Raw genomic sequence first — 24,761 nt, forward strand, 5'->3', positions numbered from 1 at the left:
TTGCACAAGGCCTTAAGATAAAATTATCTCGTTCGCGGCGTCAGTCAAGAGGGTGGAGAAAGAAGCGAGGAATGAATTCGGAGCCGGATCTCGGGCCGAGGCGACGCCTCAACCCACGGGCTTGCGGCTGCCCGCGTAGAGATCGAAGAGCAGCAGGCGGCATTCGATCTTGGCGTTCCAAAGGGGGATGCGGCGCGAGGGGCGAAGCCCGATGTGCTTGGCCAACTCCAGGTTGCCCGTGAACACTGCCGCCCGCCAGCCCTGGGCCGAGCGCTTCAGCCAGTCGCCCATGGCCGGGTAGAGGGCCGCGAGCTTGTCCTCGCCGCCCAGGCGGTGGCCGTACTCGGGATTCATGACGATCAGCCCGGGCTCGGCAGGCAGCGGCGTGTCGCGAAAATCGCAAACACTGGCGCTTACGTAGGCGTCCATGCCCGCGTCCTGAGCGTTTTCGCGCGTCGCGATCACGGCGCGCGGGTCTATGTCCGTGGCCGAGATGGGCGCGGGCGCGGGTCGCATGGCCGCGCGCGCCTCGGCGCGCATGGACTGCCAGACCTTCTCGTCGAAGGCCGCGAGATGGCGAAAGGCGAACCCGGTGCGAAGCAGTCCCGGCGCGGTGCGCGTGGCCATCAGCGCGGCCTCGACGGCCAGGGTGCCGCTGCCGCACATGGGGTTCACGAGCGGCGTCTCACCGTCGTACCCGGCCGCGATCAGGCAGGCCGCGGCCAGGGTCTCCTGCATGGGGGCCTTGTGCGGGGCAAGACGGTAGCCGCGTCGCGTCAGCGGTTCGCCCGTGGTGTCCAGATAGATCGTGGCCGCCTCGTCCTGCCAGTGCAAGAACACGGACGCGGCGGATGCGGCGCGGCCAGAGTCGGGGCGAGAGCCCGTGCGGGCGCGGAAGCGGTCCGCGATGGCGTCCTTCAGGCGCAGATTGGCGAAGCGGGCGTCGCGGATGGTCTCGGTGCGCACGCTGGAGGAGATGGTGAAGGGCGCGCCCGGCGCGAACCACTCCTCCCATGGCAGCCGGTGCGCGGCCGCGTAGAGTGCGTCCGGATCGGCGACTGTTCCGCGCCACGCTTCGTAAAGCACTCTGTGGGCCGTGCGCAGGTGCAGGTTGAAATACATGCAGTCCGTCAGACCGCCGTGCGCGAGGACGCCCGCGGTCATCTCCTCGGCCTCGAAACCGAGGGCGCGGACCTCCTGGGCCAGAAACGGCGGCATACCCTTGGGGCAGGTCAGGAGGATGGGTGCGGCGGAAAAGGCCATGCGTGTCAGGGACGCGGCTCGCCCGCGACGATCAGTTCGGCCAGGGTGGCGTCCACCTTGGGCAGCTTGCCGGTCTTGGAGCCCAGGAACTCGCGTTCCAGGGTCGCGAGACGCACGTAGAAGGGCGTGCGGTCCAGGTGCGGGATCTGGCCGCCGATCCTGGCCGTGATCTCCTGCGAGAGCCAGCAGCCGGGAAAGGTCTGCGCGCCTCCGCGCGGCGAACGGACCACGTTGGGCACGCCGTGCAGGCGGCAGATCATCAGGCGGTGACGGTACATGGAACAGCGGCCATCCACGTTCACCGGGCACATGATGCGCGGTTCCAGGCCTTGCGCCAGGGCGGCGCGGGCCTGCGACACGGCCGTGGCCGCGGCGGATTCCACGGCCTCGCGATCCGCCTGGGGCAGGGACTTGAGCCCGGTCCAGAAAAAGGCCCATTCAACGTAGGTGTGGTGCTGGAAGTATGAGACGCAGCAGTTGCGCGCGCAGTCGTCGCAGGTGTGGCCCATGGCCCCCGAGACCTCGTCGTAGGCGGTCTGCATATCGCGGTACAGCGCCTCGAGCTTGCGGAAGACGGTGGCGCGGCTCATCGCGGGGGGAGCTCCGAAAGGCGTCGGATTATTTCGGCGGCGCACTCTTCGGGCTCGGATGCGTCCGTGCAGACGGTAATGTCGGCGTGCGCCTGATACAGAGGCCTGCGTTCGGACCAGACGTCGCCGGGCCGTTTGCCCTCCGTGCAGACAAAGGCCCGGCCCTTTGCCGCGCCCACGCGGCGTTCGAAAACGTCGAGGCGGACGTCCAGAAAGACGATGGGCCCGAGCAGCTTGAGGCGCTGCATGGCCTTCTCGGAATAGACCACGCTGCCGCCCGTGGAGACGACCATGCGCTGGGCCGCGAAACCGACCACGGCCTCTTCCTCGATGCGCAGGAATTCGGCCGCGCCAACGGCGTCCATGATGGCCTGCAGGCGCTCGCCGTGCGTGGCCTCGATGAGCCGGTCGGTGTCGATCCACTCCCAGCCCAGGCGGCGGGCGAGGATCGGGGCCAGGGTGGATTTGCCCGCCCCGGCGATGCCGATCAGGGTCAGGCAGGTGGTGTCGGAAAGGGGCATGGGGGCTTCGTAGCAGCATGTCCCCGGACCCGGCAAGCAGGGATTTGCGGCGCGCGCCTCAGCCGCCCAGATAGGCTTTCTTGACCACGGGGTCGTGCATCAGTTCGGCGCACGGCCCACTGGTCACGATCTCGCCCGTGTCCAGCAGATACCCCCGGTGGGCGAAGGTCAGGGCCAGCTTGGCGTTCTGCTCGATGAGCAGGATGGTCATGCCCTCGGCGTTGAGCTGCTTGAGCGCCCGGAACATGTCGTACATCAGGAGCGGGGCCAGACCCATGGAGGGCTCGTCCAGGAGCAGGAACTGGCAGCGGGTCATGAGCGCCCGGCCCACGGCCAGCATCTGCTGCTCGCCGCCCGAAAGCTGCTCGCTGCGCTGTTTGCGGCGCTCGGCCAGGCGCGGGAACAGGGCGTAGACGCGGTCGTAGTCGTCCTTGACGGACGACCCCTTGGGCCGCGCATAGGTGGCCAGTTCCAGGTTCTCCTCCACCGTGAGGTTGCCGAAGATGTGCCTGCCCTCGGGGGCCAGGGCCATGTGCAGCTTGGCCACCACGTCGTGCGGCGGAACCTTGAGCAGCGACTTGCCGTCCAGCAGGATGTCGCCGGAAACGACCTTGGGGGCCTCGGGCGGCGGAAGGCGCATGATTGAGTGCAGGGTCGTGGTCTTGCCCGCGCCGTTGGCGCCGATGAGAGTCACGATCTCGCCGCGCTCCACGCCGAAGCTGATGCCGTGCAATGCCTCGATGTTGCCGTATTTGACCACCAGGTCGCGAACTTCAAGATACATTCAGCCTCCGGCCCAGGCCGTCCCAAAAGTCCCATCTGCTGCGTTGCCGCGACAAGTTCAAATCCTCGCGTAGTTCAATTACGCGTCGATCTTGAGCTTCTTGTGCGCCTTGCATTGGGTGCTTTTTCAGCAGCCTGAAAAAAGAGTTCGTCAACAAGCTCGGCCTCCGGCCTTCTTTCCTGCGTCCGAAGGGCCATGGCCCGGGCGCGGTGACGCGGAACGCGCGTCGATGCGCTTGCGGCCCGGTCGAAGGCCGTGCAGCGCGAAATCGTCAAATCTGGTCGTCGCCCAGATAGGCCTTGATGACCACCGGGTTCGCCTGGATGTCCTCGGGCGTGCCTTCGGCGATGGTCCGGCCGAAGTCGATGACCTTGATCCATTGGCACAGGCTCATGACCACGGTCATCTGGTGTTCGATCATCCAGATGGTGATCGGGAAATTCTTGTGAATCCAGCGGACGAGTTCGATGAGCCCGCGCACGTCCGAAGAGCTGAGGCCCGCGGCCGGTTCGTCCAGCAGCAGGAGCTTGGGCTTGGTGGACATGGCCCGGGCGATCTCGACCTTGCGCTGCAGGCCGTAGGGCAGGTTCTTGGGCAATTCGTCCTTGAAGCGCAGAAGGTCCATGGCCTCCAGAAGCTCGAGGGCGGTCGCGTCGATGCGCTTCTCGGCCTCCATGTAGCGCTTCGTGCGCAGGAAACTGTCCCAGGCGGAGTAACCCATGCGCGAGTGCTGGGCGATGCGGATGTTGTCCAGAACGGACAGGTTGTGCCATAGCCGGATGTTCTGGAAGGTACGCGCGATGCCCAGGGTGGTCACCTGGAAGGGCTTGAGGCCTGCCGTGGGCGTGCCGTCGAAGACGATCGCGCCTTCGCTCGGCGTGTAAAAGCCCGAAACCATGTTGAAGACGGTGGTCTTACCCGCGCCGTTGGGGCCGATGAGCCCCATGAGCTCGCCGCCCTGCATCTGGCAGGAGAAGTCGCTCACGGCGGTCAGGCCGCCGAAGCGCATGGTCAGGTTCTGGACATCGAGAAGGGCCATCTGCGACTCGCTATTTGAACGTGTAGAATTTCTTGAGTTTGGGGAACACGTCCGAGATTTCCTTGTTGCCCATGATGCCTTCGGGCCTGAACATCATCAGTAGGATCAGGAGCAGCGGGATGATGACCCACTTCCAGACCTGGGTCAGTTCGTAGCCGTCGGGCAGCAGGTAGACGGCGTGCAGGGCCGTGTCCAGCATCGGGATCAGGAAGCGCAGGCTCTCCATGAGGAAGGTGATCAATATGGCCGCCATGACCGCGCCCGAAAGCGAGCCCATGCCGCCCAGGTAGACCATGACCATGGCCTCGGTGGACTTGAGGATGGTGAAGTTGCCGGGGTTCACGTAGCCGATGGCGTGGGCGAAGAGCCCGCCCGCCAGGCCCGCCAAGCCCGAGGAGAGCATGAAGGTTACGAGTTTCACCCGGTTGGTGTTCACGCTCATGATGTTGGCCGCGACCTCGTCCTGGCAGATGGCCATGACGCCTTTGCCGTAGGTCGAGGAGACGTAGCGGCGGATGACGAAGACGCACAGGACCGCCGAGCCGAAAGTCCAAATGATCATCCAGGGCAGGTCGATGGTCGAGTTCATGGCCGAGACGACCCGGCTCATGCCCATGAAGCCACGCGCGCCGCCCACGGCGTCGATGTTCTCGATGGCGCTCTTGATGATGTAGCTGGCCGCGATGGTGATGATGGCCAGATAGTCGCCGCGCGTCTTGAACGAGGGGAAGGCGACGAGCAGCCCGGCCACGGCGGCCACGGCCGCGCCCGCCAGGAGCGAGACCGGGAAGAACCACAGGGCCGCGGATTCCGGCAGAATGGCCGGGCCGAAACGGCTGTCCGTGAGGAAGGCCACGGTCAGGACCGAGGAGACGTAGGCGCCCACGGCCATGAAGCCCGCATGGCCACAGGCGAACTCGCCCATGTTGCCGTTGATCAGGTTCAGGCTCGTGGCCATGATGATGTTGATGCCCACGAACATGAAGACCATCTGGGCGTAGCCGTCGAGGACTCCACCCTGGACCATGCCGATGGCGATCACGAGGCAGGCCGTGAGAAGGAGGGGGACGCTTAGGCGTTGTATCATTGGGACAGCCTCAGATCTTTGTGGTCCTGGCCATGCCGAACAGGCCAGTGGGCTTGTAGCTCAGGATCATGAGCAGGATGGTGAAGCTGATCAGGTCGCGGAAGGTGGACGGGAAGATGGCCACGACCATGATCTCCACGAATCCGAGCAGGAAGCCGCCCACGTAGGCGCCGCGGATGGAACCGATGCCTCCGACCACGGCCGCAATGAAGGCTTTCCAGCCGATGAGCGCGCCCATATAGGGTTCGAGCACCGGGTAGGACATGGCGAAAAGCAGGCCGCCAAGGCCCGCGATGGAACTGCCCAGGATGAAGGTGAAGATGATTACCGAATCGACCGGGATGCCCATCAGCGGAATGGCGAAGCGGTCCCAGGAGATGGCGCGCATGGCCATCCCGATTCTGGTTCTGGTGACGATCAGGCGAAGTCCGATGAAGACGAGCAGGGCCGCCAGGATGACCATGACCTTCAGGTTGGTCACCGAGAAGAAGCCGAAGTCCCACAGCCGCTCCTCGATCAGGTGGGGAAATCTGCGGCGCGAGGCGCCGAGCAGGGCCAGGTTGGCGTGCTCAAGGATCAGGCCGCACATCAGCGCGGTGATGACCACGTAGAGCCGGTGCGCGCCCTTGCGCCGGAGCGGCCGGTAGGCTACCCGTTCTAACGTTACGCCGACCATGGCCGTGAGGATCATCGTCAGCGGCACGGCCAGGGCCAGTACCATCCATCCGGGCATGCCGGGCGGGATGAGGCCGAACTGCACGCCCAGGAAAAGCGTCGCCACGAAATAGGCGATGTAGGCGCCGACCATGAAAATGTCGCCATGGGCAAAGTTGATGAGCTGCAAAACGCCGTAGACCAGACAGTAGCCAAGGGCGATCAGGGAGTAGAAGCTCCCCCACTGCAACGCGTTCAGGACGTTTTGGACCAGCGTGCTGAGAAAAATCTCCATGGGGCCGCCTTGTCTGAATGAAAAGTTCCGGAAGGCGGTCTAAACCGCCTTCCGGTTCGTCGTCAACCGTTCGGGGCCGAACGATCCACGGCTCGGCCTACGGGCAGACCGACTTGAAGAAGGTGAATTCGCCTTCGTCGGATATTTTCACGACGACGGCGCATTTGATGGGATCTCCCTCGGCGTCGAAACGCATGGAGCCGGTGATGCCGTCGAACTGCTCGATGGAGGCCAGGGAGGCGCGGATCTGTTCGCGCATCTCGGGCAGGGAGCCCTTCAGTCCGCCGGTGGCCGTGATGGCTTCGAGCATCATGCGGGTGGCGTCCCAGGTCAGGGCGGCAACGTCGTCGGGCACGTAGCCGTACTTGGCCGAGAACTTCTCGATGAAGTCCTTGGTCGCGCCGGTGGCGCCGGCCGCGGCGTAGTGGGTGGTGAAGTACAGGCCCCTGCAGGCGTCGCCGCAAAGGCTCATCAGTTCGGCCGAACCCCAGGAGTCGGAGCCCAGGATCGGCTTGTCGAAGCCGGCCCGGCGCGCCTGGGGCACGATGAGGGCGACCTCGGAGTAGTATTGGGGCACGAAGAGCACGTCGGCGCCGGTGTTGGCGATCTTGGTCAACTGGGCGCTGAAGTCCTGGTCCTTGGTGGTGAAGGTCTCGAAGGCCACCACGGAACCGGCGCCGTGGATGTCTTCCCAGGCCTTCTTGAAGTATTCTGCCAGGCCCTTGGGGTAGTCCGAGGCGATGTCGAAGAGCACGGCCGCCTTGGTGGCGCCGAATTCCTCGGTGGCGAACTTGGCCGCGACCGGACCCTGGAACGGGTCGAGGAAGCAGGCGCGGAAGACGTAGGGACGGTTCAGGGTGGTCGCCGGGTTGGTGGACCAGGGGGAGATCATGGGCGTCTTGTTGGCGTTGGCCACTTCACCGGCCGGAATGGCCTGCTTGGAGGCCTGGGGGCCGATGATGCCCAGCACCTTGTTTTGCTCGATGAGCTTGAGCGCCGCGGACACGGCGGACTCGGCCTTGGACTCGTTGTCCTCGTAGAGGAATTCCACGGGCAGCTTCACGCCGCCGACCTCGACGCCACCGGCGGCGGCGATTTCCTCGCGCAGCATCTCGGCGGCTTGGCGGGACGATTCGCCGACCTTGGGGATGTCACCGGTGATGGGAATCACGAAACCGAGTTTGATGCTTTTCAACTCCTCGGCCTTCTTCTCGCCACCGCCTCCTCCGCAACCGGCCGCAAAGGCCAGTCCGAGGACCGCGAGAAGGATGAGGAGCCGTGAGAGAGACGTGCGCATGATCAATACCTCCAGCTAGGGCTCGTGGGGAATGTTACAATGCCGCGCTTGGATGTGTACCTGAAAAGGCATCCTGGTTTCAAGGCAAACCTTTTCTGCTGCGTCCTATGATTTCAGCATGTTGCGGTGGAATGCCAAAAAAGGGAATTCGCGTTTGCGTAAATGGAGTCGTGGGTCCGCGAAAGCGGAAGCTGCGTGTTCCGCCCGGATACCTCGGGTTTTGAGACCGTCCGGCCGACGCGGCAGAAAATCACGTTGCGGCCAGAAAGCTCCGCGCCGTACCGAGAACGCCTTTGCCAGGCGGTCTTGGGCGCATCTCGAATATTCAGGACGTAACCTCATTACGTGTTCTTCTCTTCGTGATTGTGCAAATCATGTTTCCCGTGAGGGGAATCGTAAGGCCGGTTGTGGTCAAGGGGGTTGTCGTTCGTGGGTTCGGATAGGGATGTAAAGGCCTTCGGTCAGCGCGTACGCTTCCTGCGCAAGCTCGAAGGCATCACCCAGGCTCAGCTTGCGGAGCGAGCCGGGCTTTCGCTTGAGCACCTGAACAAGCTCGAGCGGGGGGCGGCGGCTCCGTCCTTCAAGGCAATCTGCGCCTTGGCGCGGGCGCTGGTCACCGAACCGGCGAACCTCTTGCTGTTTTTTTCCGGGGACGAGCAGCGCGACGAAACGGGCGCCTGCGCCGCCGACGTCGATTGGCGTAAGCATGTCTCCATCGTCGGGGCTTGGGCGGAAAACGCACAGGGGCTTTCCTGCTGGACAGAATCACTGGCCCGCTTGCTCGGCGTCTCCGCCAAGCGGATCGGGGCGAACGGATTCAGGATCGACGAATTCTTCCTGCCCGAGGACCGGGAGCGCTTCCGACGCATCCAGGAGGACATCGGGCAAGGCATCTCGGTGGCCCCGGAGATTCTGCGCGTGCGCCGCGCGGACGGCGAGACGCGTCTCGTGGTTATCGTGGCCGAGATGGTCGCGGGCCAGGGCTCCGAACCCGTCAAGACCATGGGCTGCCTTGTGGACGTGACCGAGCCCCTGCATCTCGAACGCGCTCTGCGCACGACCCGCGACGTGCTGGAGCATCGCGTCTGCGAGCGCACCGAGGCCCTGGACAAGACCATTTCGAAGCTCAACACGGAAATCGTGGAACGCGAGCGCGCCCACCGCTCCCTGCGTGAAACCGAGGGACGGACCCGCGTCATACTCGACGCGCTGCCGCTTCTCGTCGCCCAGTTGGACACATCCGGTCGCTACCTGTTTGTCAACAAGCACTACGCAACGTATTTCGGCGGAACACCTGAGGGGATCATCGGCGCGGAATCGCGCGAGATCATGGGGACGGAGATGTTCGCCAAGGCCGAACCCTTCTGGCGCAAATGCCTGGACGGCGAGCGGGCCATCTTCGAATTCGCGCACGAATTTCCCAACGGCTCTCGGCCCGTGATCTACGGGCAGTTCATCCCGGCTCGCGACGAGCGGGGCCGCGTGACCTCGGTGTACACCTGGGGCATGGATATCTCGGAGCGCAAGTTCGCCGAGCAGGCCCTCTTGCGCGCCAAGGAGGAGGCCGAGGCGGCAAGCCGGGCCAAAAGCGAGTTCGTGGCTTCCATCAGTCATGAGATCAGGAACCCCCTGGGCGGCCTATTGGCCATGCTCCAACTCGCGGCCCTGGAGAGCGGGGAGGAGGAGCGGGCCGAGTATCTGCGCTCCGCCATGAGCGCGTCGAGCGACATCTTGCAAGTGCTCGACGACGTGCTCGACCTTTCGCGCATCGAGGCGCACCGCCTGAACGTGCGCTCCGAACGCTTCGTCCCTTCCGAAACCGCGCGCGCGGCCCTGGCGTTGGTCGTCCCCGAGGCCCAGGTCAAGGGGCTTGCGGTCAGGGAACGTCTCTCGCCCGCGCTCGACGCGGAGTTCATGGGCGATGCCGCGCGGCTGAAGCAGATATTCGTCAACCTCCTGGGCAACGCGGTCAAATACACCGAACGAGGCGAGATATCGTTCGAGGGGTGGGTCGAGGAGTCTCCGCAAGAAGGCCTGCGGCTCGCTTTCTCCGTGACCGACACTGGTCCGGGCATGTCGCCCGAGGTCAGGCAGATCGTCTTCGAACCTTTTGAGCGCGGCGAACAACCGCGGCGCCGCGTGCTGCGCGGAACCGGGCTCGGGCTGTCCATAGTCAAACGCCTTTTGGACCTCATGTCCGGCAGTATCGAGATCGAGAGCGAACTGGGCCGGGGAACCACGGTGCGCGTGAGTCTGCCAACGGCGGCGGCCCCCGCGCGCGTTGCCCGCGAGAGGCCGCGCGCGTCGTCGGCTCCAATGTATGCCGTGGCGGCCGAGGTTCCGGCGGTTTTCGCCGCGCGTGGCGAAAGGAACGTTCTTCCGCTGCGCATTCTCTTCGTCGAGGACGACGCCTTGGCGCGGGTCGGCCTGTGCCGCCTTCTCGAACGCAGGGGGCACGTCGTGCGGCCCGCCTCCAACGGCAAGGAGGCTCTCAAGGCATTGTGCGCCGAATCCTTCGATGTCGTGCTCATGGACATCGAGTTGCCCGATCTCGACGGTGTGGAGATCGCCCGCAGGGTGCGCGGGGGACTCACCGACGGTAGTGATCCGAGCGTGCCCATCATCGCCCTTTCGGCCCACGCCCTGCACGCCGATCGCGAGGCTTCGCTCGGGGCGGGCATGGACGCGCATCTGGTCAAGCCCGTGCAGGTCGACCAGCTTCTTGCTGCCGTGGACGAGGTGCTCGCAGCGCGGGGCAGCGGCCTGAAAGCGTCCGTCATCAAGGCCGGGGATCCCGTCGATCCGGACTGAGCCGCCGACCACGCCCTCGATCCGAGATATTCGGCCGGTCGGCCCTCCCGCGCACCCGGGGGAAGGCCGACCGGCCGAGCCGCTTGTCTGCCGTGCGCCGATGGTGTACCACTGCCCATCCAATAGACGTTCAGTAAAGGTTCCCCGGATGTCAGACCAAGCCCTTTCCCGCGTCCTCGGCCACGCCCGCCAGGGGGGCGACCTGCGCGAGAAGTTTTTCGCCGAATACGGTCAGGCCGTGGTCGACGTGGCCCGCCTCATGGCCGTCTCGCTCGCGCGCGGCGGCAAGCTTCTGTTCTGCGGCAACGGCGGCAGCGCGGCCGACGCGCAGCACCTGGCCGCCGAATTCGTCAACCGCTTCGAGTTGGAGCGGCCGCCCCTGCCCGCGCTGGCCTTGACCACCGACACTTCCATCCTTACCGCCGTGGGGAACGACTACGGCTTCGAGCAGGTCTTTCAGAAGCAGGTCCAGGCCCTGGGCCACAAGGGCGATGTGCTCGTGGCCATCTCCACCTCGGGGAACAGCGAGAACGTCGTCCTGGCGTTGCGCGCCGCCCGCGAAAAGGAGATGGTGACCATCGGCCTGACCGGCCAGGGCGGCGGCGAGATGGCCCAGATGTGCGACTGCCTGCTGGCGGTGCCCCACAAGCGCACCTGCCTCGTGCAGGAGATCCATATCACCGTGGGGCACATGGTCTGCGACCTGGTGGACTACTTCCTGTTCGAGGCCGTGCACGAACTGACGCCTTATCTCGATCCCGCTGCGGAGGTTTGAACCATGCCCATATATGAATTCGTCTGCGAGAAGTGCGGCCGCGAGTTCGAGGAACTCGTTTTCGGTGACGCAAGGCCCCCTTGCCCGGCCTGCGCCGCGTCCGACACGAAAAAGCTCATGTCCCGCTGCCGCCACAAGTCTGGCGGGGCTGGCGGCGATTTCGCCCCGTCCATGCCGTCGTCCGGGGGCTCCGGCTGCGCCGGGTGTTCGGGCGGAAGCTGCGCCACCTGCAAGTAGCCCGGCCGCGAGATCTTCTCGCCGTCGTTCTTCCTTCCCGGTCGGGCCGTCGCCTGCCGGGATTCGTCAACAAAGGGACCGGGAATGAACAAGCTCGTCATCGCCACGCGGGGAAGCATGCTGGCCCTGTGGCAGGCCAACCACGTCAAGGGACTGCTTGAGCGGGAGCACGCCGGGCTCTCTGTGGAATTGCTGGTCATCAAGACCCAGGGCGACAAGATCCTGGACGTGCCCCTGGCCAAGATCGGCGGCAAGGGGCTGTTCGTGAAGGAGATCGAGGACGCCCTGCTCGACGGCCGCGCCGACCTGGCCGTGCACTCCATGAAGGACGTGCCCACGGAACTTCCCGAGGGCCTCGTGGTCGGCGTGACCCCGCCGCGCGAGCGGCCCACCGACACCTTGTGCTCGGTCAGGTACGATGGGCTCGCCGAACTGCCCAAGGGCGCCAAGGTCGGCACGGCCAGCCTCAGGCGTCAGGCCCAGTTGCTCATGAAGCGGCCAGACCTGAACATTGAGACGTTGCGCGGCAACCTGGACACGCGCATGAAAAAGCTCCTCGACGGGCAGTACGACGCCATCGTCCTGGCCACGGCCGGACTCTCGCGGCTGGGCGTGAGCGCGCCGAAGATGGAGGTGCTCGGTCCGCCGGACTTCCTGCCTGCCGTGGCCCAGGGGGCGCTGGGCATCGAATACCGTGAGTCCGACCGCAAGACGGCGGAAATGCTCGCCTTCCTGAACGATCCGGCCTCGCGCACCTGCGTCATGGCCGAGCGCGGCTTCCTGACCGCGTTGCAGGGCGGCTGCCAAGTGCCCATCGCGGGCCATGCGGTGCTCGACGGCGGCCGTGTGCGCCTCGAAGGCCTCGTGGCCGACGTGCATGGCGTGCGTGTGGTGCGCGACGAGATATCCGGCCCGGCCGATCAGGCCTGGAGCCTGGGCGAAACCCTGGCCAGGCGGCTGCTCGCGGCCGGAGCCAAGGTCATCCTCGACGAAATCTACGCCCAGGGTTAGCTCTCGATTCCCCCTCGCGGCAAAAGGCGGAGACTGATGGCAAGCGTTTCCCGCGTCCTTCGGGCGGACGGTCTTCTGATGCTCACCGCGGCCATCTGGGGCGCGGCCTTCGTGGCCCAGCGCGTGGGCATGGACCACGTGGGCCCCATGACCTTCAACGGCGTGCGCTTCGCGCTCGGCGCGCTGGCGCTGCTGCCCTTCGCCATGAAGAGCGCGGGCGTGGCCGAGCGACCCATGGCCCCGGACAAGGCCCTGTGGGCGGCCCTGGCCGCCGGTCTGGTGCTCTTCCTCGGTTCGAGCTTCCAGCAATGGGGCATGGTCTACACCACGGCGGGCAAGGGCGGCTTCATCACGGGGCTTTACGTCATCCTGGTGCCGCTCCTGGGCCTGTTCTTCCGCCAGCGGCCGGGCGTGTGGTCCTGGTTTGGCGCGATCATGGCCGTCGTCGGCCTCTATCTGCTCTCCGTGGACGGCGACATGAACATGGACTGGGGCGACGTGCTGGTGCTCGTCAGCGCCTTCTTCTGGGCGGGGCACGTGCTCGTGGTCGGAGCGGTGGCCCCGCGTCTGAACGCCATGCGTTTCGCCTGTGCCCAATACGCGGTCTGCGCGGCCCTAAGCCTCGTGGCCGCCTTCGCCATGGAGACGCCCGAGATCGGCGGCATCCTCGACGCGGGCATCCCCATCCTCTACGGCGGCCTGATGTCCGTGGGCGTGGCCTACACGCTGCAAGTGGTGGCCCAGCGCGACGCCAAGCCCGCCCACGCGGCCATCATCCTGAGCCTGGAAGGCGTGTTCGCGGCCCTGGCCGGATGGGCGCTCCTGGGCGAGCTGATTCCCGCGCGCGGCCTCTTCGGCTGCGGCCTGATGCTTGCGGGCATGCTCGCGGCCCAGGCGGACGAATTCCGAAAACCCCAGGCCTGACAGCCCTTAAAAAGGCCCATCTGCGGCGTTACTGCGGAAAATTCAGTCCCTCGCGTATGCTTGTGATACGCGGCGGGCCTGAATTTTCCTTGCGTCTTGCATCTGGGGCTTTTTAAGCGGCTTGTGGGAGAGACTATGACCAGTCTGCCTGTCGGGCTTCTGGGCTCTCCTTGCGCTTTTCGTGCGAACACGCGTATTTTCCTGCTTGCCCTTCCGCGCATGTTCTGATTAAGCTGAAATTTTGGCCAAAGGATTTTCAAAGTCCACGGCCAGCAGAGGAGGTACGCCGTGCCTACGTCGCGCACCGTGAAAAAACACCACGACGTCATCATCGTCGGCGGCGGCCCCGCCGGGCTCTTCGCCGCCTACCACCTTGCCGAACACTCGGACGCCAAGGTCCTGCTCATCGACAAGGGCAAGGGACCGGACAAGCGCCGCTGCCCCATCGCCCAGCAGACCTACAAGGACTGCATCAAGTGCAAGCCCTGCCACATCCTGGCGGGCGTGGGCGGCGCGGGCCTCTTCTCCGACGGCAAGCTCAACTTCATCCACATCCTGGGCAAGACCGACCTGACCCAGTTCATGAGCGTGGACGAGGCCAAGGCCCTCATCGACGAGACCGAGACCATCTTCAACCGCTTCGGCATGGACGGCCCGGTCTACCCCACGGACATGGAGGCTGCCAAGCGCATCCGCCAGGCCGCGCGCAAGGCGGGCATGGAGCTTTTGCTCATCAAGCAGAAGCACCTGGGCTCGGACAACTTGCCTGGGCACATCCAGGGGATGCACGATCATCTCGTACGCAAGGGCGTGACCTTCCTCACCGGCGTCGAGGTCAAGGACGTCATCGTCGCGTCGAACCGCATCACGGGCGTGAGCACCACGGCCGGGGATCTCTCTTGCGACAACGTCATCCTCGCGCCCGGCCGCGTCGGCGCGGAATGGGTCAGCGGCGTGGCCAGGCGGCTCGGCCTCGGGCTTTCGCAGCGCGGCATCGAGGTCGGCGTGCGTGTGGAGATCCACAACGACATCGCCAGCGACATCACAGACATCATCTACGACCCCACCTTCTTCGTGCAGACCCAGAAGTACGACGACCAGACCCGCACCTTCTGCACCAACCGGGGCGGCTACGTGGCCATGGAGAACTACCAGGACTTCGTCTGCGTGAACGGCCACGCCTACATGCACAAGAAGTCCGAGAACACCAACTTCGCCTTTCTCTCCAAGGCCATCCTCACCGAGCCCGTGACCGACAATCAGGCCTACGGCGAGTCCATCGGCCGCCTGGCCACCATCATCGGCGGCGGCAAGCCCATCCTGCAACGCTTCGGCGACCTCAAGCGCGGCCGCCGCTCCACCTGGAATCGGGTGCGCAAGGGCTACATTCAGCCGACCTTGACCGACGTGACCTGCGGCGACATCGCCATGGCCCTGCCCGAGCGCATCGTGACCAACCTCATGGAAGGCCTCTTCAAGCTCGACGCGGTCATGCCCGGCGTGGCCAACGACGAAACCCTGCTCTACGCGCCGGAGATCAAGTTCTTCGCCACCCAGTTGGAGACCGACATGGACTTGCGCACGACCGTGCAGGGCATGTATGTTGCCGGTGACGGGCCGGGCGTGGCGGGCAACATCGTCTCTGCCGCGGCTACGGGCCTTATCCCGGCCAAGGCCATTGTCGCGGCGAGAAAGGGCTGATGGACGCGCGCGCGGCGGCCCTGGGTCCGCAACGAACCGACGGCGCACCGACACCGGAGGCATGCATGAAGTACATCCTCTTCGAAGACTTCGGCGGCAAGGCCGTGCCCCTCATCTTCCCGGAACGCATTGCCTTCGACGAACTGCGTGAGCAGATCCCGTATTCCACCGTGCGCTCGGCGGGCTTCGTGACGCTCGGCCCCAAGGGCTTCGCCTGCCACGGCGAGGCGCGGGAACTGGGCGTTTCAGCCCACCCCGACGATGCTGCGCTTATTTCCCGCCACTTCGACATGTAGCGGGTCGCTGAAAATCCCGCGATCACTGCGTGCGGGGCTCTGCCCCGCGTCCCGCCGGGGGGGATGATCCCCCCGGACCCCCGGCAGTTCTGGAAGCCGTCTGCGACGGCTTCCAGGCACTCCGGGTCAGGGGCGTTTCACCGCCGCCGTACCGCCGCCGCACCGGCGTAGGTCCTGCCAGCGATGGTTTCGAAGCGAATCGCGGGGTCCAGGGGGCTCAGCCCCCTGGCGGTGGTGGTCTGGAGGAGGCAGCGCCTCCTCTAGCAGCAACGCCGCAGATGGTGCTTCTGGGACGGCCTGCTAGCAGCCGTCGCCGCCGCCTTTGCAGCCTACGGAACAGGCCGCGCCCTTGCGGCGCGAGCGCAGGCCCGTGAGATCGCCGCCGCCGTAAACGGCCGCGAGTCCCTCGTCGATGAAGCCTTCCATCTCCACGGGCACGATGCCTTCCTCTTCCAGCACCGTGCGCGGCGTGTCGCCGATGCCCGAGACGAGCACCGCGCGACAGTCCACCAAAAGCGCGGCCAGCTTGTACCAGCGATCCGGGCCTCCGCCCGGAGCTGGCGCGGGCCGTTCGTCCACCAGGGCGAAGCCGCCGTCGTCCTTCTTCGTCCAGACCTGAAAGCGCAGGGCCTCGCCCAGGTGCTCGTTGACCAGCATGCCTTCCATGGTGGCCACGGCCACGTGCGGGCGCGATACGTCCATGACCGCCTCCTTGATTGCGGCGCAGGCGGACAAGCAGCCCGCCATCTCGCCCGAGAGATCGTTGCCCAAAAGTCCCACGGCGTCGGCGCGGCAGCGCTTGCAGTGCAGCATCTGGGGCAGATGGCGGCCGGCGGCCTCGCGCGCGGCGTCGAGTTCGGCCTTGGTGGGCGCGCGCTGCGTCTCGAAGGGCGTGCCCGCGTTGGGGATCAATGCCATGATGTTCAAAAGGTCCACGCCGAGCGCGGCCATGGTCTGGGCGATCTCCTCGATGTGGCCGTCGTTCAGGCCGGGCGTGAGGATGGTGTTGACCTTGACCAAGATGCCGCGCTCCTTGAGCCCTTTGATGGACTCCAGTTGGCGGGCGATGAGCAGTTCGGCGGCCGCGCGGCCCTGGTAGGTGACCTTTCCGTCGCGCGCCCAGCGGTAGAAATGCTGGCCGATCTCGGGGTCCACGGCGTTGACCGTGATGGTCATGTGCGTGATCCCGGCCTGTGCGATGGCGTCGAGGTGCTCGGGCACGCCAAGGCCGTTCGAGGAGACGCAAAAGAGCATGTGCGGATGTTTGGCGCGGATCAGGCGCATGGTTTCAAGGGTGGCCTCGGCGTTGGCGAAGGGATCGCCCGGCCCGGCGATGCCCGCCACGGTGATGCGCGGCTCGCGTGCCAGCACCTTGTCCATGTAGGCCAGGGCCTGGGCGGGCGTGAGGATGGAGGAGGTCACGCCGGGCCGCGATTCGTTCACACAGTCGTACTTGCGATTACAGTAGCCGCACTGGATGTTGCAGGCCGGGGCCACGGGCAGGTGCACGCGGCCGCACTCGCCCTTGACCTTGGGGTTGAAGCAGGGGTGGCGGCTTGCGTCGGGGGTCGCGGTGATCGCGTTCATGGGCGCTCCTTAGATGTAGCCGTATCCGATGTCGGAGTCGGTCTGCTTCCTGTCGATGACGGCGTTGACGATGCGGTCGAAGAGGACCTGCGCGCCCGCGTAGCCTAGATGCTGCACGCGCTGCGCGCCGAAGCGGTCGTGGATGGGGAAGCCCACGCGGATCAGCGGCACGTTCAGGTCGCGCGCCAGGACGCGGTAGCCCTTGGAATTGCCGATGACGAGATCGGGCGAGAGCTCGCGCGCGCGGGCCGCGATCTCGTAGAAGTCCACGCCCTGGCGCACCTCGGGCGGCTCGCGCAGGATGTCGGCCGTGACTTCGGACACGGCCCTGGTCAGACGGCCGGATTCGCCGCCCGAGGCCACGAGCAACGGCCGCACGCCGATCTCGGCCAGGAACGAGGCCAGGCCCACGGCCATGTCCTCCTCGCCGTAGATCACGGCGGTCTTGCCGGAGAGGTACTTGTGGCCATCCACGTAGGCGTCCACGAGGCGACCCCGGGCAAGCTCGTGGCGGCGCGGCGCGGCGCGGCCGCTCAGTTCTTCGAGGACCGCGAAGAAGGCGTCGGTCTCGCGCAGGCCGACGGGCATGCCAAGGGAATAAAGCGGCACGCCGAAACGCTCGGCCAGAAGGCCTCCGGCGGTTTTGGCCGGATCGAGGGTGCGGCCGAACTCGATGCTCGCCCGCGCGCCGCCCATGGCCTTGATGCGCGAGACGGGCAGGCCGCCCTCGGAGATCTTCACGTAGTCGGCCTGGGCCGGGGCGTCGAGGCGCTCGGAATAGTCGGGCAGGATGGCCGCGTCGAGGCCGAAATGCTCGAAGACGTCCTTCAGGTGGCGGATGTCCTCGCAGGAGACGAAGCCGGGCAGGACGTTTATCTGGGGCGAGGTCCTGCGGTCCTCGGCGAGCTGGTCCGCCACGGCGCGCAGCGCGGCCTGGAATCCCTCGGCCTGGGTGCCGCCGTAGGAGGGCGTGGCCACGTGCACGACCTCGGGCAGGGGCAGGTCGGCGAACTCCTTGCGGAACTCTTTGACGAGCATGGAGACGTCGTCGCCGATGGTCTCGGTGAGGCAGGTGCTGGCCACGCCGATGACCCCGGCCCCGTACTTCTTCATGACGTTCAGAAGACCGAGCTTCAGGTTCGGACCGCCGCCGTGGATGGCGCTCTTCTCGCCCAGGGCCGAGGAGGCGATGTCCACGGGCTCGCGGAAATGGCTGATAACGTAGCGCCGCATGTAGGTGGCGCAGCCCTGCGAGCCGTGCAGGAAGGGCACGCAGCCCTCGATGCCCATGAAGGCCAGGGCCGCGCCCAGGGGCTTGCACATCTTGCAGGCGTTGGTGGTCGAGACGAAGGAATCCAGGGTTTTTTTCACGGTCGGCACGCTCACGACACGGCCTCCTTGCGCATGGTCCGGGCCACCGAGCCCCTGCGGCGCGGGGTGAAGCGCCAGACCGGGCTCGTGACTGTGCGGTGCACTTCGCGGGCGAAGTTGAGCATGCCCGCAAAGCCTTCCAGGGCCTCCTTGCGTTCGTGGTTGTGGTCGCAAAAGCCCACGCCGAGCTTGTAGGCGATGGGCCGTTCCTTGACCCCGCCCACGAAGATGTCCACGTCCATCTCCTTGATGAACTGCGACAATTCCAAGGGGTTGGAGTCGTCCACGATGATCGTGCCCTCGTCGGTGATGGCCGCGAGTTCCTTGTAGTCCTCCTCGGTGCCGGTTTGCGAACCGACCACGGCCACGCGCATGCCCAGGTGGCGGAAGCTCTTGACCAGGGAGAAGGCCTTGAAGGCTCCGCCCACGTAGATGGCGGCGGTCCTGCCTTCGAGATCGGCGCGGATCTTTTTCAGTTCGGGCAGGAGCACGGCCAGTTCCTCCTGCACCAGGGCGGCCGTGCGCTCCATCATGCCGGGGTCCTGGTCCTTGAAGAAGCGGGCCACGTCGTACAGCGCCTTGGACATGTCCTCGATGCCGAAGTAGGAGGCGCGCAGGAAGGGCGTGCCGTGCTCGCTTTGCATCATCCTGGCCAGGTCCATGGTCGCGCCGGAACACTGCACCACGTTCAGGGCCGCGCCATGGGCGCGCCGCAGGTCGTCCACCCGGCCGTCGCCGGTGATGGTGGCCACCACCCGCACGCCCATGCGCTCGTAGTACTCCTTGATGATCCAAATCTCGCCCGCGAGATTGAAGTCGCCCAGGATGTTGATGGACATGGGCGGAATGCCCGAGACGTCGCCCGTGCCCACGAGGCGCATCATGGCCTGGCAGGCGGCCTCGTAGCCCGCGCGCTTGTTGCCCTTGAAGCCCTCGGACATGACCGGGATGACGGGGATGCCTTTTTGGGCCGCGACCTTCTTGCACACGGCCTGCAGGTCGTCGCCGATGATGCCCACGATGCAGGTGGAATAGACGAAGGCGGCCTTGGGCTCGTGGCGGTCGATGAGTTCGTTCAGCGCGGCTTCGAGCTTTTTCTCGCCGCCGAAGATGACGTCCTTCTCGCGCAGGTCCGTGGAGAAGGAGAGACGGTGCAGTTCCGGGCCGGAGGACAGCGCCCCCCGGATGTCCCAGGTGTAGGCCGCGCAGCCGATGGGACCGTGCACCAGGTGCAGGGCGTCGGCGATGGGATAGAGCACCACGCGGCTGCCGCAGAACACGCAGGCGCGCTGCGACACGGCCCCGGCCAGGGAATCGCGGTTGCAGGCGATGGCGAAGTCCTCGCCCGTGGCCGTGCGCCTGATTTGGTCGGTGCGCTGTTCGAAGATGACGGGTTGCATGGCTGCCCTTCGCTGTTGGTGTGGACGCGATGCCCAGCACCAGTACAAGGACCGTTCCATGCACGTATTATATTGAATTAATTTCTCTAATCATCGAAAGGGGGCCGCCGTTCCCAACGTGAACCCTTCGTTTTTGTAGGAATATGCCTTCAATTTTGTATGAGATCGATGTCTCGAATTGGCATAGCTGGCAAGGATTCTCATGTGCGATTAGGCGGGGCGTCAAAAAACGCGAGGGCAAGGCGCGAGAACCGGGCAAGGCCGACGCGTATTGCCAATACGCGAGGGTTTGCCCGGCTCGAAGCAACGCAGCCATCGCGGGATTTTCAGCGGCCCGCCCGTCTGGCGATGCGATCTTCGAGGGAAAGCAGCATGTCCCAGAGGATGGGCACGATGAACAGGGTCAGGAGCGTGGCCGTGATGAGGCCCGTGACGAAGGTGGAGGCCATGGTGCCCCAGGTCACGGAGTAGGATGGGAAGCCCACGGCCATGGGCAAAAGTCCCAGCGCCGTGGTCAGGGTGGTCAGGAGGATGGGGCGCAGCCGCACGCGGATGCCCTCGACGATGGCTTCCCGCCGCGAGTAGCCCTGGGCGTACAGCGTGTTCAGGAAGCTGATGAGCACGATGGCGCCGTTGACCGCCACGCCTGAGACGCCCACCACGGCGATGAACGAGTTCACGGTGAACAGCCCCTGGGTCACGAACTTGCCGAGGATCACGCCGGTGATGGAGAAGACCACGGTGCTCATGATGAGCAGCGGCTGGGTGTAGGACTGGAACTGCGTGGCCAGGATCAGGTAGATGATGAGCATGGCTATCAGGAAGGCGTAGGCGAGCGAGGTGTAGGAGCGCTGGGTGGATTCGAACTCGCCCGCGAAGGACAGCTCCGCGCCGGGATAGGCGAGTTTCACGCTGTCGTAATGGTCGCGCACGGTCTTGACGATGGCCGGGACGGACGTGGGTGCGCCCTCGATCATGTTGGCCGAGATGGAGATGCTGCGGTTGTTCTGGTAGCGCGTGAGCTTGTAGGGCTCGGTGTAGGTCTCCATGAGCGCCACGTCGCCCAGACGCACGGGACCGCTTGGGTGCTGCACCACGACCTGTTCCAGGGCTTGGTCGGGCCGGTCGAGGAAGCGCGAGGCGATCTTCAGACGGATGTCCACGTCCTCGTCCGCGGTCCTGAACTCGCCCACGAAGCGGCCGTCGAGGATGGTGGCCGCGAAGACGGCGACCTGGCGCGGGGTCAGCCCGTATTCGGCGCAGCGCTCGGGCAAGGGGCGGAAGCGCACCACGCGCGCGGGTCTGCCCTGGTCGTCGCCGAAATCGCGCAGGTGCGGGAAGATGTCCTCGCGCGAGCGCAGGAAACGCTTCAGTTCCTCGGCCAGGGCAGCGACGCTCGCGGGGTTTGGCCCCACCACGCGCACGTTCAGCTCCTTGCCCGTGGGCGGGCCCGTGGGCTCGGGCCGGACCACGATCCGCCAGCCCTCGCCGCCCAGGGGCGCGAGCAGACCGCGCAGGTATTCCAGGTGCACGGCGGGCGAATCGGCGGGGTTGTCCGGGAAGTCGTAGTCGTGCTTGAGCGGCAATTCCACGGCCACATGACCCAGGTTCGAGCCGAATTCCGCCTCGTAGTCCTCGTTGACCAGCATGCCCGCCGTGGCCGTGGCCGAGCGGGCCTGACCCGGACCGCCCTGCATGATCTTTTCGGAGATGGTCTTGAGCCGCTCGTTCATCTGGTTGACCGAAGCCGTGGCCGGGCCGTGCACGTCCACGAAATAGGTGAAGTATTCCTCGGGGAAGAACTTGATGCGGATGAGCGGCATGACGCCGCTGACGGAGACACCGAGCACGGCCACGGAAAAGAGGAAGGCCGCGACCACGATGGACAGCGCGGCCATGCGGCGGCGCATGGTGAAGAGCAGCACTTGTTCGGCCCATTTACGCATCAGGCGCATGACGGCGCGTTCGTTCTGGGCCGTGTGCACGTGCCGCGCCTCGTGCTCGGCGCTTGCGCGGCCGGGCCAGGCCATGAAGTGCGGCGGGAGAACCACCAGACATTCGAAGAGCGAGGCGGCGATCGCCGTTGAGATGCCGACCGGGATCTGGGCGAAGAACTCGCCCGTGGAGCCGCTCATGAGCAGCATGGGCAAGAAGGCCGCGATGGTCGTGGCCGTGGCCGAGATCACGGGCAGGGCCACCTCGGTCGCGCCCGTGGTGATGGCCTCGCGGATGGTCTTTCCTTCCTGCAGGTGACGGTAGATGTTCTCCAGGACCACGATGGCGTCGTCCACCACGATGCCCGAGACCAGGACGAAGGAGAACAGCGTGATCTCGTTCAGCGAGTAGCCGCCGATCCACATGAAGACCATGGTCAGCAGGAAGGAGAAGGGGATGCCGACCACGGCCAGGGTGGCGTTTCGAAAGCCCATGAAGACGTAGATGATGCCGAAGACGAGCACGATGCCCACGAGCAGGTTGCTGCCCAGCGTGGATATCGCGTCGCCGATCTGGTCGCGCTGGTCGCGCGAAAGCACGATGTCCACGCCTTCCTTGGCCAGGATCGGCCGGTAGCGCTCCACGATGCGTTCGACGGCGGGAACCATGTCCAGAGCGTTGCCTTCGGGGCTTTTCTTGATGTTCAATTGCACGGCATCGCGGCCGTTGAGCGAGGACACGACCGCAGGCTCGCGGTAGTCGGGACGGATGTCGTGGGCCACGTGGCCCACGGTCAGGAACGAGCCGTCGCCGTCGCGGCGGATGATGGCCCTGGCCGCGTCGGCGGGCGAGCGGAAGCGCTCGTCCACGAGGATGATGAACTCGCCCGATTCGTTGTCGAAAGCTCCGGCCGGCACAGAGAGGTTGGCTGCGTCGAGGGCGCGGGCCACGTCGTCGATGGTCACGCCGGCAAGCGCCATGCGCCTCGGGTCGAGCTCCACGTGCAGTTCACGCTTGTGCTCGCCCTGGATCTCGACCTCCAGTACTCCCTCGATGCGCCGCAGTTCGAGCTTCATCTCGTCAGCCATGAGCGACAGCGCCCGGTTCGTCCTGTCGCCCACGAGGTTGACCACGACCACGGGCAGCCACTCGCTGACGTCGATCTTGGTGAAGGAAGGCGGGTCTATACCCTGGGGCAGTTCGTTCAGCCGCGAGAGCACCTTGAGGCGCAGTTCGGTGTAGAGTTGCTCATAGTCGGTGTCATCGATGAACTTGACGACCACGCTCGACCGCTGGCGGTAGGAAGTGGCCTGAATGAATTCCACGGACGGCAGATCGTCCAGGGCGTCCTCGATCTTGCGCGTGACCAGCGCCTCCACGTCCTGGGGCGAGGCCCCGGGCAGGATGGTGGTGATCATCACCTTGCCCATCTGGACGTTTGGATAGCGCTCCACGGGCAGGGACATGAGGGCGAAGACGCCCACCACCATGCACAGGATGAAGAGCAGGTTGACGAGAACCCGCTGGTCGAGGAGCGCCGTGAAGAGGCGTTGCATGGGACCGTCCTAGAAGACCGGCTCGACCAGGAACACGTCGCCCGGACGAACGCCCTCGCCGCGCACGCGGGAGGTGTTGTCCGGCCCCGGGCCGAGGATGAAGACTTTGACGAGTTCTCCCGATGTGCGGACCAGCCAGTGCTCCTCGTAGCGTTCGAGCACGCTGGCCGTGGGAACGAGCACCGCGCCCGAGGGATCGGGAATCTCCAGGGTCAGTTCGGCGCGCAGTCCGCCGCGCATTTCGGGCAGCCCCTCCGTGACCAGCAGGTCCACGTTGGTCTTGCGTGTTTCAGGGTCGAAATCGGGCGAGACGCGCTCCACGCGCGCCGCGACCGCGGGCTGGGCCGCCATGTCGGGAAAGCGCAGCGTGACCGAATCGTGGCCGTTTAGGGCCGTGAATTCCTCGGGCGAGAGGGCCAGGGGCACGAGCAGGCTCGAGAAGTCTCCGGCGCGGCCGAGGGAGGCGCCGGAGCGCACCCATTCGCCGGGCTGCACCGCGCGCTCGATGATGCGCCAGCCGGGTTTGCCACGGATGAAAAAGCGGGTTCGGCGTTCCTTCAGGCGCGCCTCCTCCACGCGCAGAGCGGCCAATTCGGCGTTTTGCCGGGCCAGGGCGCTGCTCAGGCGGTCAAGGGTGGATTGATCGGAGAGGTCGCGCTCCACCAGGGCGCGGTAGCGCTCCACTTCCTTGGCCGAGAAGGCGATGTCGGCCTTGAGGCGCTCCTGTTCGGCCCCGTTGCGTTTCAGGTCGAGGTCGATGAAAGTCGTGTCCAGAGTCGCGTACAGGCCGTCCTTGCCCAGGGCGTCGCCCACGTCGGCGACGACCCTCAGGCAGCGGCCCTCCTCTTCGGAGACCAGATCCATGACGAAGCGCGGCCGGGTGTAGCCGGTGAGCACGGTCGCGCGCGGCGCGGGCCTGGCCGTGAAGGTTTCGCCTGTGACCCAGACTGGCAGGTCCGGGCGCTGGGCCAGGGCCGGGGCGATCTCGACACACAGGAGGAGCGTCGCGGCGAGGGCGAGGAGTACGGCCCCGAAGGCGAGCGGACGCGCTGCTCTCATGTTCAGTTCCGGCGTAGGGCAAAATCCATGGCGTTCAGGGCCAGGGTCAGGCGTTCCTCTTCGGGAGCCATGCGCAGCATGCCCGCGAGAAGAAGCCCCGAGAGCCCGTGCAATGCGGCCCATAGGGCCACGGCCGCCTGGTCGGGATCCGTCTTCGGGAAGTGCCCGGCAGCGAGGCATGCGGCCACGTTGGACCTGAAGGTCAGGTACGAGCGCATGGGCGGCATGGACCCGTCCGGATCCTGGGTGGCGGGCACCTCGGGCGTGTTGAACATCAGCTCATAGTATTCCGGCCGCTCCAGGGCGAAATTGATGTAGGCCTTGGCCGTGGCCTGGAGTTGCTCCAGGGGGTCTTCGAGATGCGATTGGTCGATGACTCGGTCGTAGAAGATGGCGAAGGCGCCGACGCGCAACTCCTGCAGGATCGATCCCTTGCCCTCGAAGTAGCGGTAAATCGTGCCTGGACTGTAGGCGATGCGTTCGGCGATGTTGCGCATGGACACGGCCCGGATGCCGCCCTTGGCGAAAAGAGCCAGGGAGGCGTCCAGAATGGCCTTGCGCATGCGTT

Annotated in this window: 21 protein-coding genes; 7 read left to right on the forward strand and 14 right to left on the reverse strand. The window is 65.8% G+C overall.

Annotated features, from left to right (window positions below):
* Positions 1 to 108 precede the first annotated feature (108 nt).
* The 8 genes from DSAT_RS01940 to DSAT_RS01975 form a co-directional block, all read right to left on the reverse strand.
* Positions 109 to 1,263, reverse strand: a complete 1,155-nt coding sequence (locus DSAT_RS01940) for a THUMP domain-containing class I SAM-dependent RNA methyltransferase (RefSeq protein WP_020885895.1) — start codon at positions 1,261 to 1,263, stop codon at positions 109 to 111.
* 5 nt (positions 1,264 to 1,268) lie between these two features.
* Entirely contained in the window at positions 1,269 to 1,853 is a 585-nt protein-coding gene (locus DSAT_RS01945) for a hypothetical protein (RefSeq protein WP_020885896.1), read from the reverse strand.
* The gene (gene thrB / locus DSAT_RS01950; RefSeq protein ID WP_020885897.1) at positions 1,850 to 2,374 is read right to left on the reverse strand and encodes a homoserine kinase; all 525 of its coding nucleotides are present in this window, start codon (positions 2,372 to 2,374) and stop codon (positions 1,850 to 1,852) included. Before thrB ends, DSAT_RS01945 begins: the two co-directional genes overlap by 4 nt.
* Before the next feature lie 58 nt (positions 2,375 to 2,432).
* Positions 2,433 to 3,158 (reverse strand): ABC transporter ATP-binding protein, encoded by a 726-nt coding sequence (locus DSAT_RS01955; RefSeq protein ID WP_020885898.1) that lies wholly within the window; start codon positions 3,156 to 3,158, stop codon positions 2,433 to 2,435.
* Between the two features lie 271 nt (positions 3,159 to 3,429).
* The gene (locus tag DSAT_RS01960; protein WP_020885899.1) at positions 3,430 to 4,197 is read right to left on the reverse strand and encodes an ABC transporter ATP-binding protein; all 768 of its coding nucleotides are present in this window, start codon (positions 4,195 to 4,197) and stop codon (positions 3,430 to 3,432) included.
* 10 nt (positions 4,198 to 4,207) lie between these two features.
* Positions 4,208 to 5,281 (reverse strand): branched-chain amino acid ABC transporter permease, encoded by a 1,074-nt coding sequence (locus DSAT_RS01965; protein WP_040370603.1) that lies wholly within the window; start codon positions 5,279 to 5,281, stop codon positions 4,208 to 4,210.
* A gap of 13 nt (positions 5,282 to 5,294) precedes the next feature.
* The gene (locus DSAT_RS01970) at positions 5,295 to 6,233 is read right to left on the reverse strand and encodes a branched-chain amino acid ABC transporter permease (protein ID WP_020885901.1); all 939 of its coding nucleotides are present in this window, start codon (positions 6,231 to 6,233) and stop codon (positions 5,295 to 5,297) included.
* A gap of 97 nt (positions 6,234 to 6,330) precedes the next feature.
* A complete protein-coding gene (locus DSAT_RS01975) occupies positions 6,331 to 7,530 on the reverse strand; it encodes an ABC transporter substrate-binding protein (RefSeq protein ID WP_020885902.1) in 1,200 nt (399 codons plus the stop codon).
* 429 nt (positions 7,531 to 7,959) lie between these two features.
* Between DSAT_RS01975 and DSAT_RS14720 the strand changes: the two genes are divergently transcribed.
* The 7 genes from DSAT_RS14720 to DSAT_RS02010 all read left to right on the forward strand — a co-directional run bounded on the left by DSAT_RS14720 (position 7,960) and on the right by DSAT_RS02010 (position 15,285).
* Entirely contained in the window at positions 7,960 to 10,341 is a 2,382-nt protein-coding gene (locus DSAT_RS14720) for an ATP-binding protein (RefSeq protein ID WP_020885903.1), read from the forward strand.
* A gap of 148 nt (positions 10,342 to 10,489) precedes the next feature.
* Positions 10,490 to 11,116: a D-sedoheptulose 7-phosphate isomerase gene (locus DSAT_RS01985; RefSeq protein ID WP_020885904.1), complete on the forward strand. Its 627-nt coding sequence runs from the start codon at positions 10,490 to 10,492 to the stop codon at positions 11,114 to 11,116.
* 3 nt (positions 11,117 to 11,119) lie between these two features.
* Positions 11,120 to 11,353: an FmdB family zinc ribbon protein gene (locus tag DSAT_RS01990; RefSeq protein WP_020885905.1), complete on the forward strand. Its 234-nt coding sequence runs from the start codon at positions 11,120 to 11,122 to the stop codon at positions 11,351 to 11,353.
* An 84-nt stretch (positions 11,354 to 11,437) separates the two neighbouring features.
* A complete protein-coding gene (gene hemC / locus DSAT_RS01995) occupies positions 11,438 to 12,364 on the forward strand; it encodes a hydroxymethylbilane synthase (RefSeq protein ID WP_020885906.1) in 927 nt (308 codons plus the stop codon).
* Between the two features lie 36 nt (positions 12,365 to 12,400).
* On the forward strand, positions 12,401 to 13,288 hold the full coding sequence (locus DSAT_RS02000; RefSeq protein ID WP_020885907.1) for a DMT family transporter: 888 nt from the start codon (positions 12,401 to 12,403) through the stop codon (positions 13,286 to 13,288).
* A 288-nt stretch (positions 13,289 to 13,576) separates the two neighbouring features.
* The gene (locus DSAT_RS02005) at positions 13,577 to 14,989 is read left to right on the forward strand and encodes an NAD(P)/FAD-dependent oxidoreductase (RefSeq protein WP_020885908.1); all 1,413 of its coding nucleotides are present in this window, start codon (positions 13,577 to 13,579) and stop codon (positions 14,987 to 14,989) included.
* Positions 14,990 to 15,054: 65 nt separating this feature from the next.
* Positions 15,055 to 15,285, forward strand: coding sequence for a hypothetical protein (locus DSAT_RS02010; protein WP_020885909.1), 231 nt, complete (start codon positions 15,055 to 15,057; stop codon positions 15,283 to 15,285).
* A gap of 300 nt (positions 15,286 to 15,585) precedes the next feature.
* Here DSAT_RS02010 and DSAT_RS02015 read toward each other — a convergent pair whose 3' ends face one another.
* The 6 genes from DSAT_RS02015 to DSAT_RS02040 all read right to left on the reverse strand — a co-directional run bounded on the left by DSAT_RS02015 (position 15,586) and on the right by DSAT_RS02040 (position 24,756).
* A complete protein-coding gene (locus DSAT_RS02015) occupies positions 15,586 to 16,872 on the reverse strand; it encodes a radical SAM protein (protein ID WP_020885910.1) in 1,287 nt (428 codons plus the stop codon).
* A 9-nt stretch (positions 16,873 to 16,881) separates the two neighbouring features.
* On the reverse strand, positions 16,882 to 18,195 hold the full coding sequence (locus DSAT_RS02020) for a nitrogenase component 1 (protein WP_052167309.1): 1,314 nt from the start codon (positions 18,193 to 18,195) through the stop codon (positions 16,882 to 16,884).
* Between the two features lie 59 nt (positions 18,196 to 18,254).
* The gene (gene nifE / locus DSAT_RS02025; protein WP_020885912.1) at positions 18,255 to 19,643 is read right to left on the reverse strand and encodes a nitrogenase iron-molybdenum cofactor biosynthesis protein NifE; all 1,389 of its coding nucleotides are present in this window, start codon (positions 19,641 to 19,643) and stop codon (positions 18,255 to 18,257) included.
* A 326-nt stretch (positions 19,644 to 19,969) separates the two neighbouring features.
* A complete protein-coding gene (locus DSAT_RS02030) occupies positions 19,970 to 23,134 on the reverse strand; it encodes an efflux RND transporter permease subunit (protein WP_020885913.1) in 3,165 nt (1,054 codons plus the stop codon).
* A 9-nt stretch (positions 23,135 to 23,143) separates the two neighbouring features.
* The gene (locus tag DSAT_RS02035; RefSeq protein ID WP_020885914.1) at positions 23,144 to 24,193 is read right to left on the reverse strand and encodes an efflux RND transporter periplasmic adaptor subunit; all 1,050 of its coding nucleotides are present in this window, start codon (positions 24,191 to 24,193) and stop codon (positions 23,144 to 23,146) included.
* 2 nt (positions 24,194 to 24,195) lie between these two features.
* A complete protein-coding gene (locus DSAT_RS02040; protein WP_152490207.1) occupies positions 24,196 to 24,756 on the reverse strand; it encodes a TetR/AcrR family transcriptional regulator in 561 nt (186 codons plus the stop codon).
* Between the last annotated feature and the right edge of the window lie 5 nt (positions 24,757 to 24,761).

The sequence above is a fragment of the Alkalidesulfovibrio alkalitolerans DSM 16529 genome (assembly GCF_000422245.1).
Taxonomy (GTDB): Bacteria; Desulfobacterota; Desulfovibrionia; order Desulfovibrionales; family Desulfovibrionaceae; genus Alkalidesulfovibrio; species Alkalidesulfovibrio alkalitolerans.

Coding starts and splice junctions, on each gene's coding strand:
- DSAT_RS01940 (WP_020885895.1), bottom strand. CDS start 1,263: ATGGCCTTTTCCGCCGCACCCATCCTCCTGACCTGCCCCAAGGGTATG.
- DSAT_RS01945 (WP_020885896.1), bottom strand. CDS start 1,853: ATGAGCCGCGCCACCGTCTTCCGCAAGCTCGAGGCGCTGTACCGCGAT.
- thrB (WP_020885897.1), bottom strand. CDS start 2,374: ATGCCCCTTTCCGACACCACCTGCCTGACCCTGATCGGCATCGCCGGG.
- DSAT_RS01955 (WP_020885898.1), bottom strand. CDS start 3,158: ATGTATCTTGAAGTTCGCGACCTGGTGGTCAAATACGGCAACATCGAG.
- DSAT_RS01960 (WP_020885899.1), bottom strand. CDS start 4,197: ATGGCCCTTCTCGATGTCCAGAACCTGACCATGCGCTTCGGCGGCCTG.
- DSAT_RS01970 (WP_020885901.1), bottom strand. CDS start 6,233: ATGGAGATTTTTCTCAGCACGCTGGTCCAAAACGTCCTGAACGCGTTG.
- DSAT_RS01975 (WP_020885902.1), bottom strand. CDS start 7,530: ATGCGCACGTCTCTCTCACGGCTCCTCATCCTTCTCGCGGTCCTCGGA.
- DSAT_RS01985 (WP_020885904.1), top strand. CDS start 10,490: ATGTCAGACCAAGCCCTTTCCCGCGTCCTCGGCCACGCCCGCCAGGGG.
- DSAT_RS01990 (WP_020885905.1), top strand. CDS start 11,120: ATGCCCATATATGAATTCGTCTGCGAGAAGTGCGGCCGCGAGTTCGAG.
- hemC (WP_020885906.1), top strand. CDS start 11,438: ATGAACAAGCTCGTCATCGCCACGCGGGGAAGCATGCTGGCCCTGTGG.
- DSAT_RS02000 (WP_020885907.1), top strand. CDS start 12,401: ATGGCAAGCGTTTCCCGCGTCCTTCGGGCGGACGGTCTTCTGATGCTC.
- DSAT_RS02010 (WP_020885909.1), top strand. CDS start 15,055: ATGAAGTACATCCTCTTCGAAGACTTCGGCGGCAAGGCCGTGCCCCTC.
- DSAT_RS02015 (WP_020885910.1), bottom strand. CDS start 16,872: ATGAACGCGATCACCGCGACCCCCGACGCAAGCCGCCACCCCTGCTTC.
- DSAT_RS02020 (WP_052167309.1), bottom strand. CDS start 18,195: ATGTGCAAGCCCCTGGGCGCGGCCCTGGCCTTCATGGGCATCGAGGGC.
- nifE (WP_020885912.1), bottom strand. CDS start 19,643: ATGCAACCCGTCATCTTCGAACAGCGCACCGACCAAATCAGGCGCACG.
- DSAT_RS02030 (WP_020885913.1), bottom strand. CDS start 23,134: ATGCAACGCCTCTTCACGGCGCTCCTCGACCAGCGGGTTCTCGTCAAC.
- DSAT_RS02035 (WP_020885914.1), bottom strand. CDS start 24,193: ATGAGAGCAGCGCGTCCGCTCGCCTTCGGGGCCGTACTCCTCGCCCTC.
- DSAT_RS02040 (WP_152490207.1), bottom strand. CDS start 24,756: ATGCGCAAGGCCATTCTGGACGCCTCCCTGGCTCTTTTCGCCAAGGGC.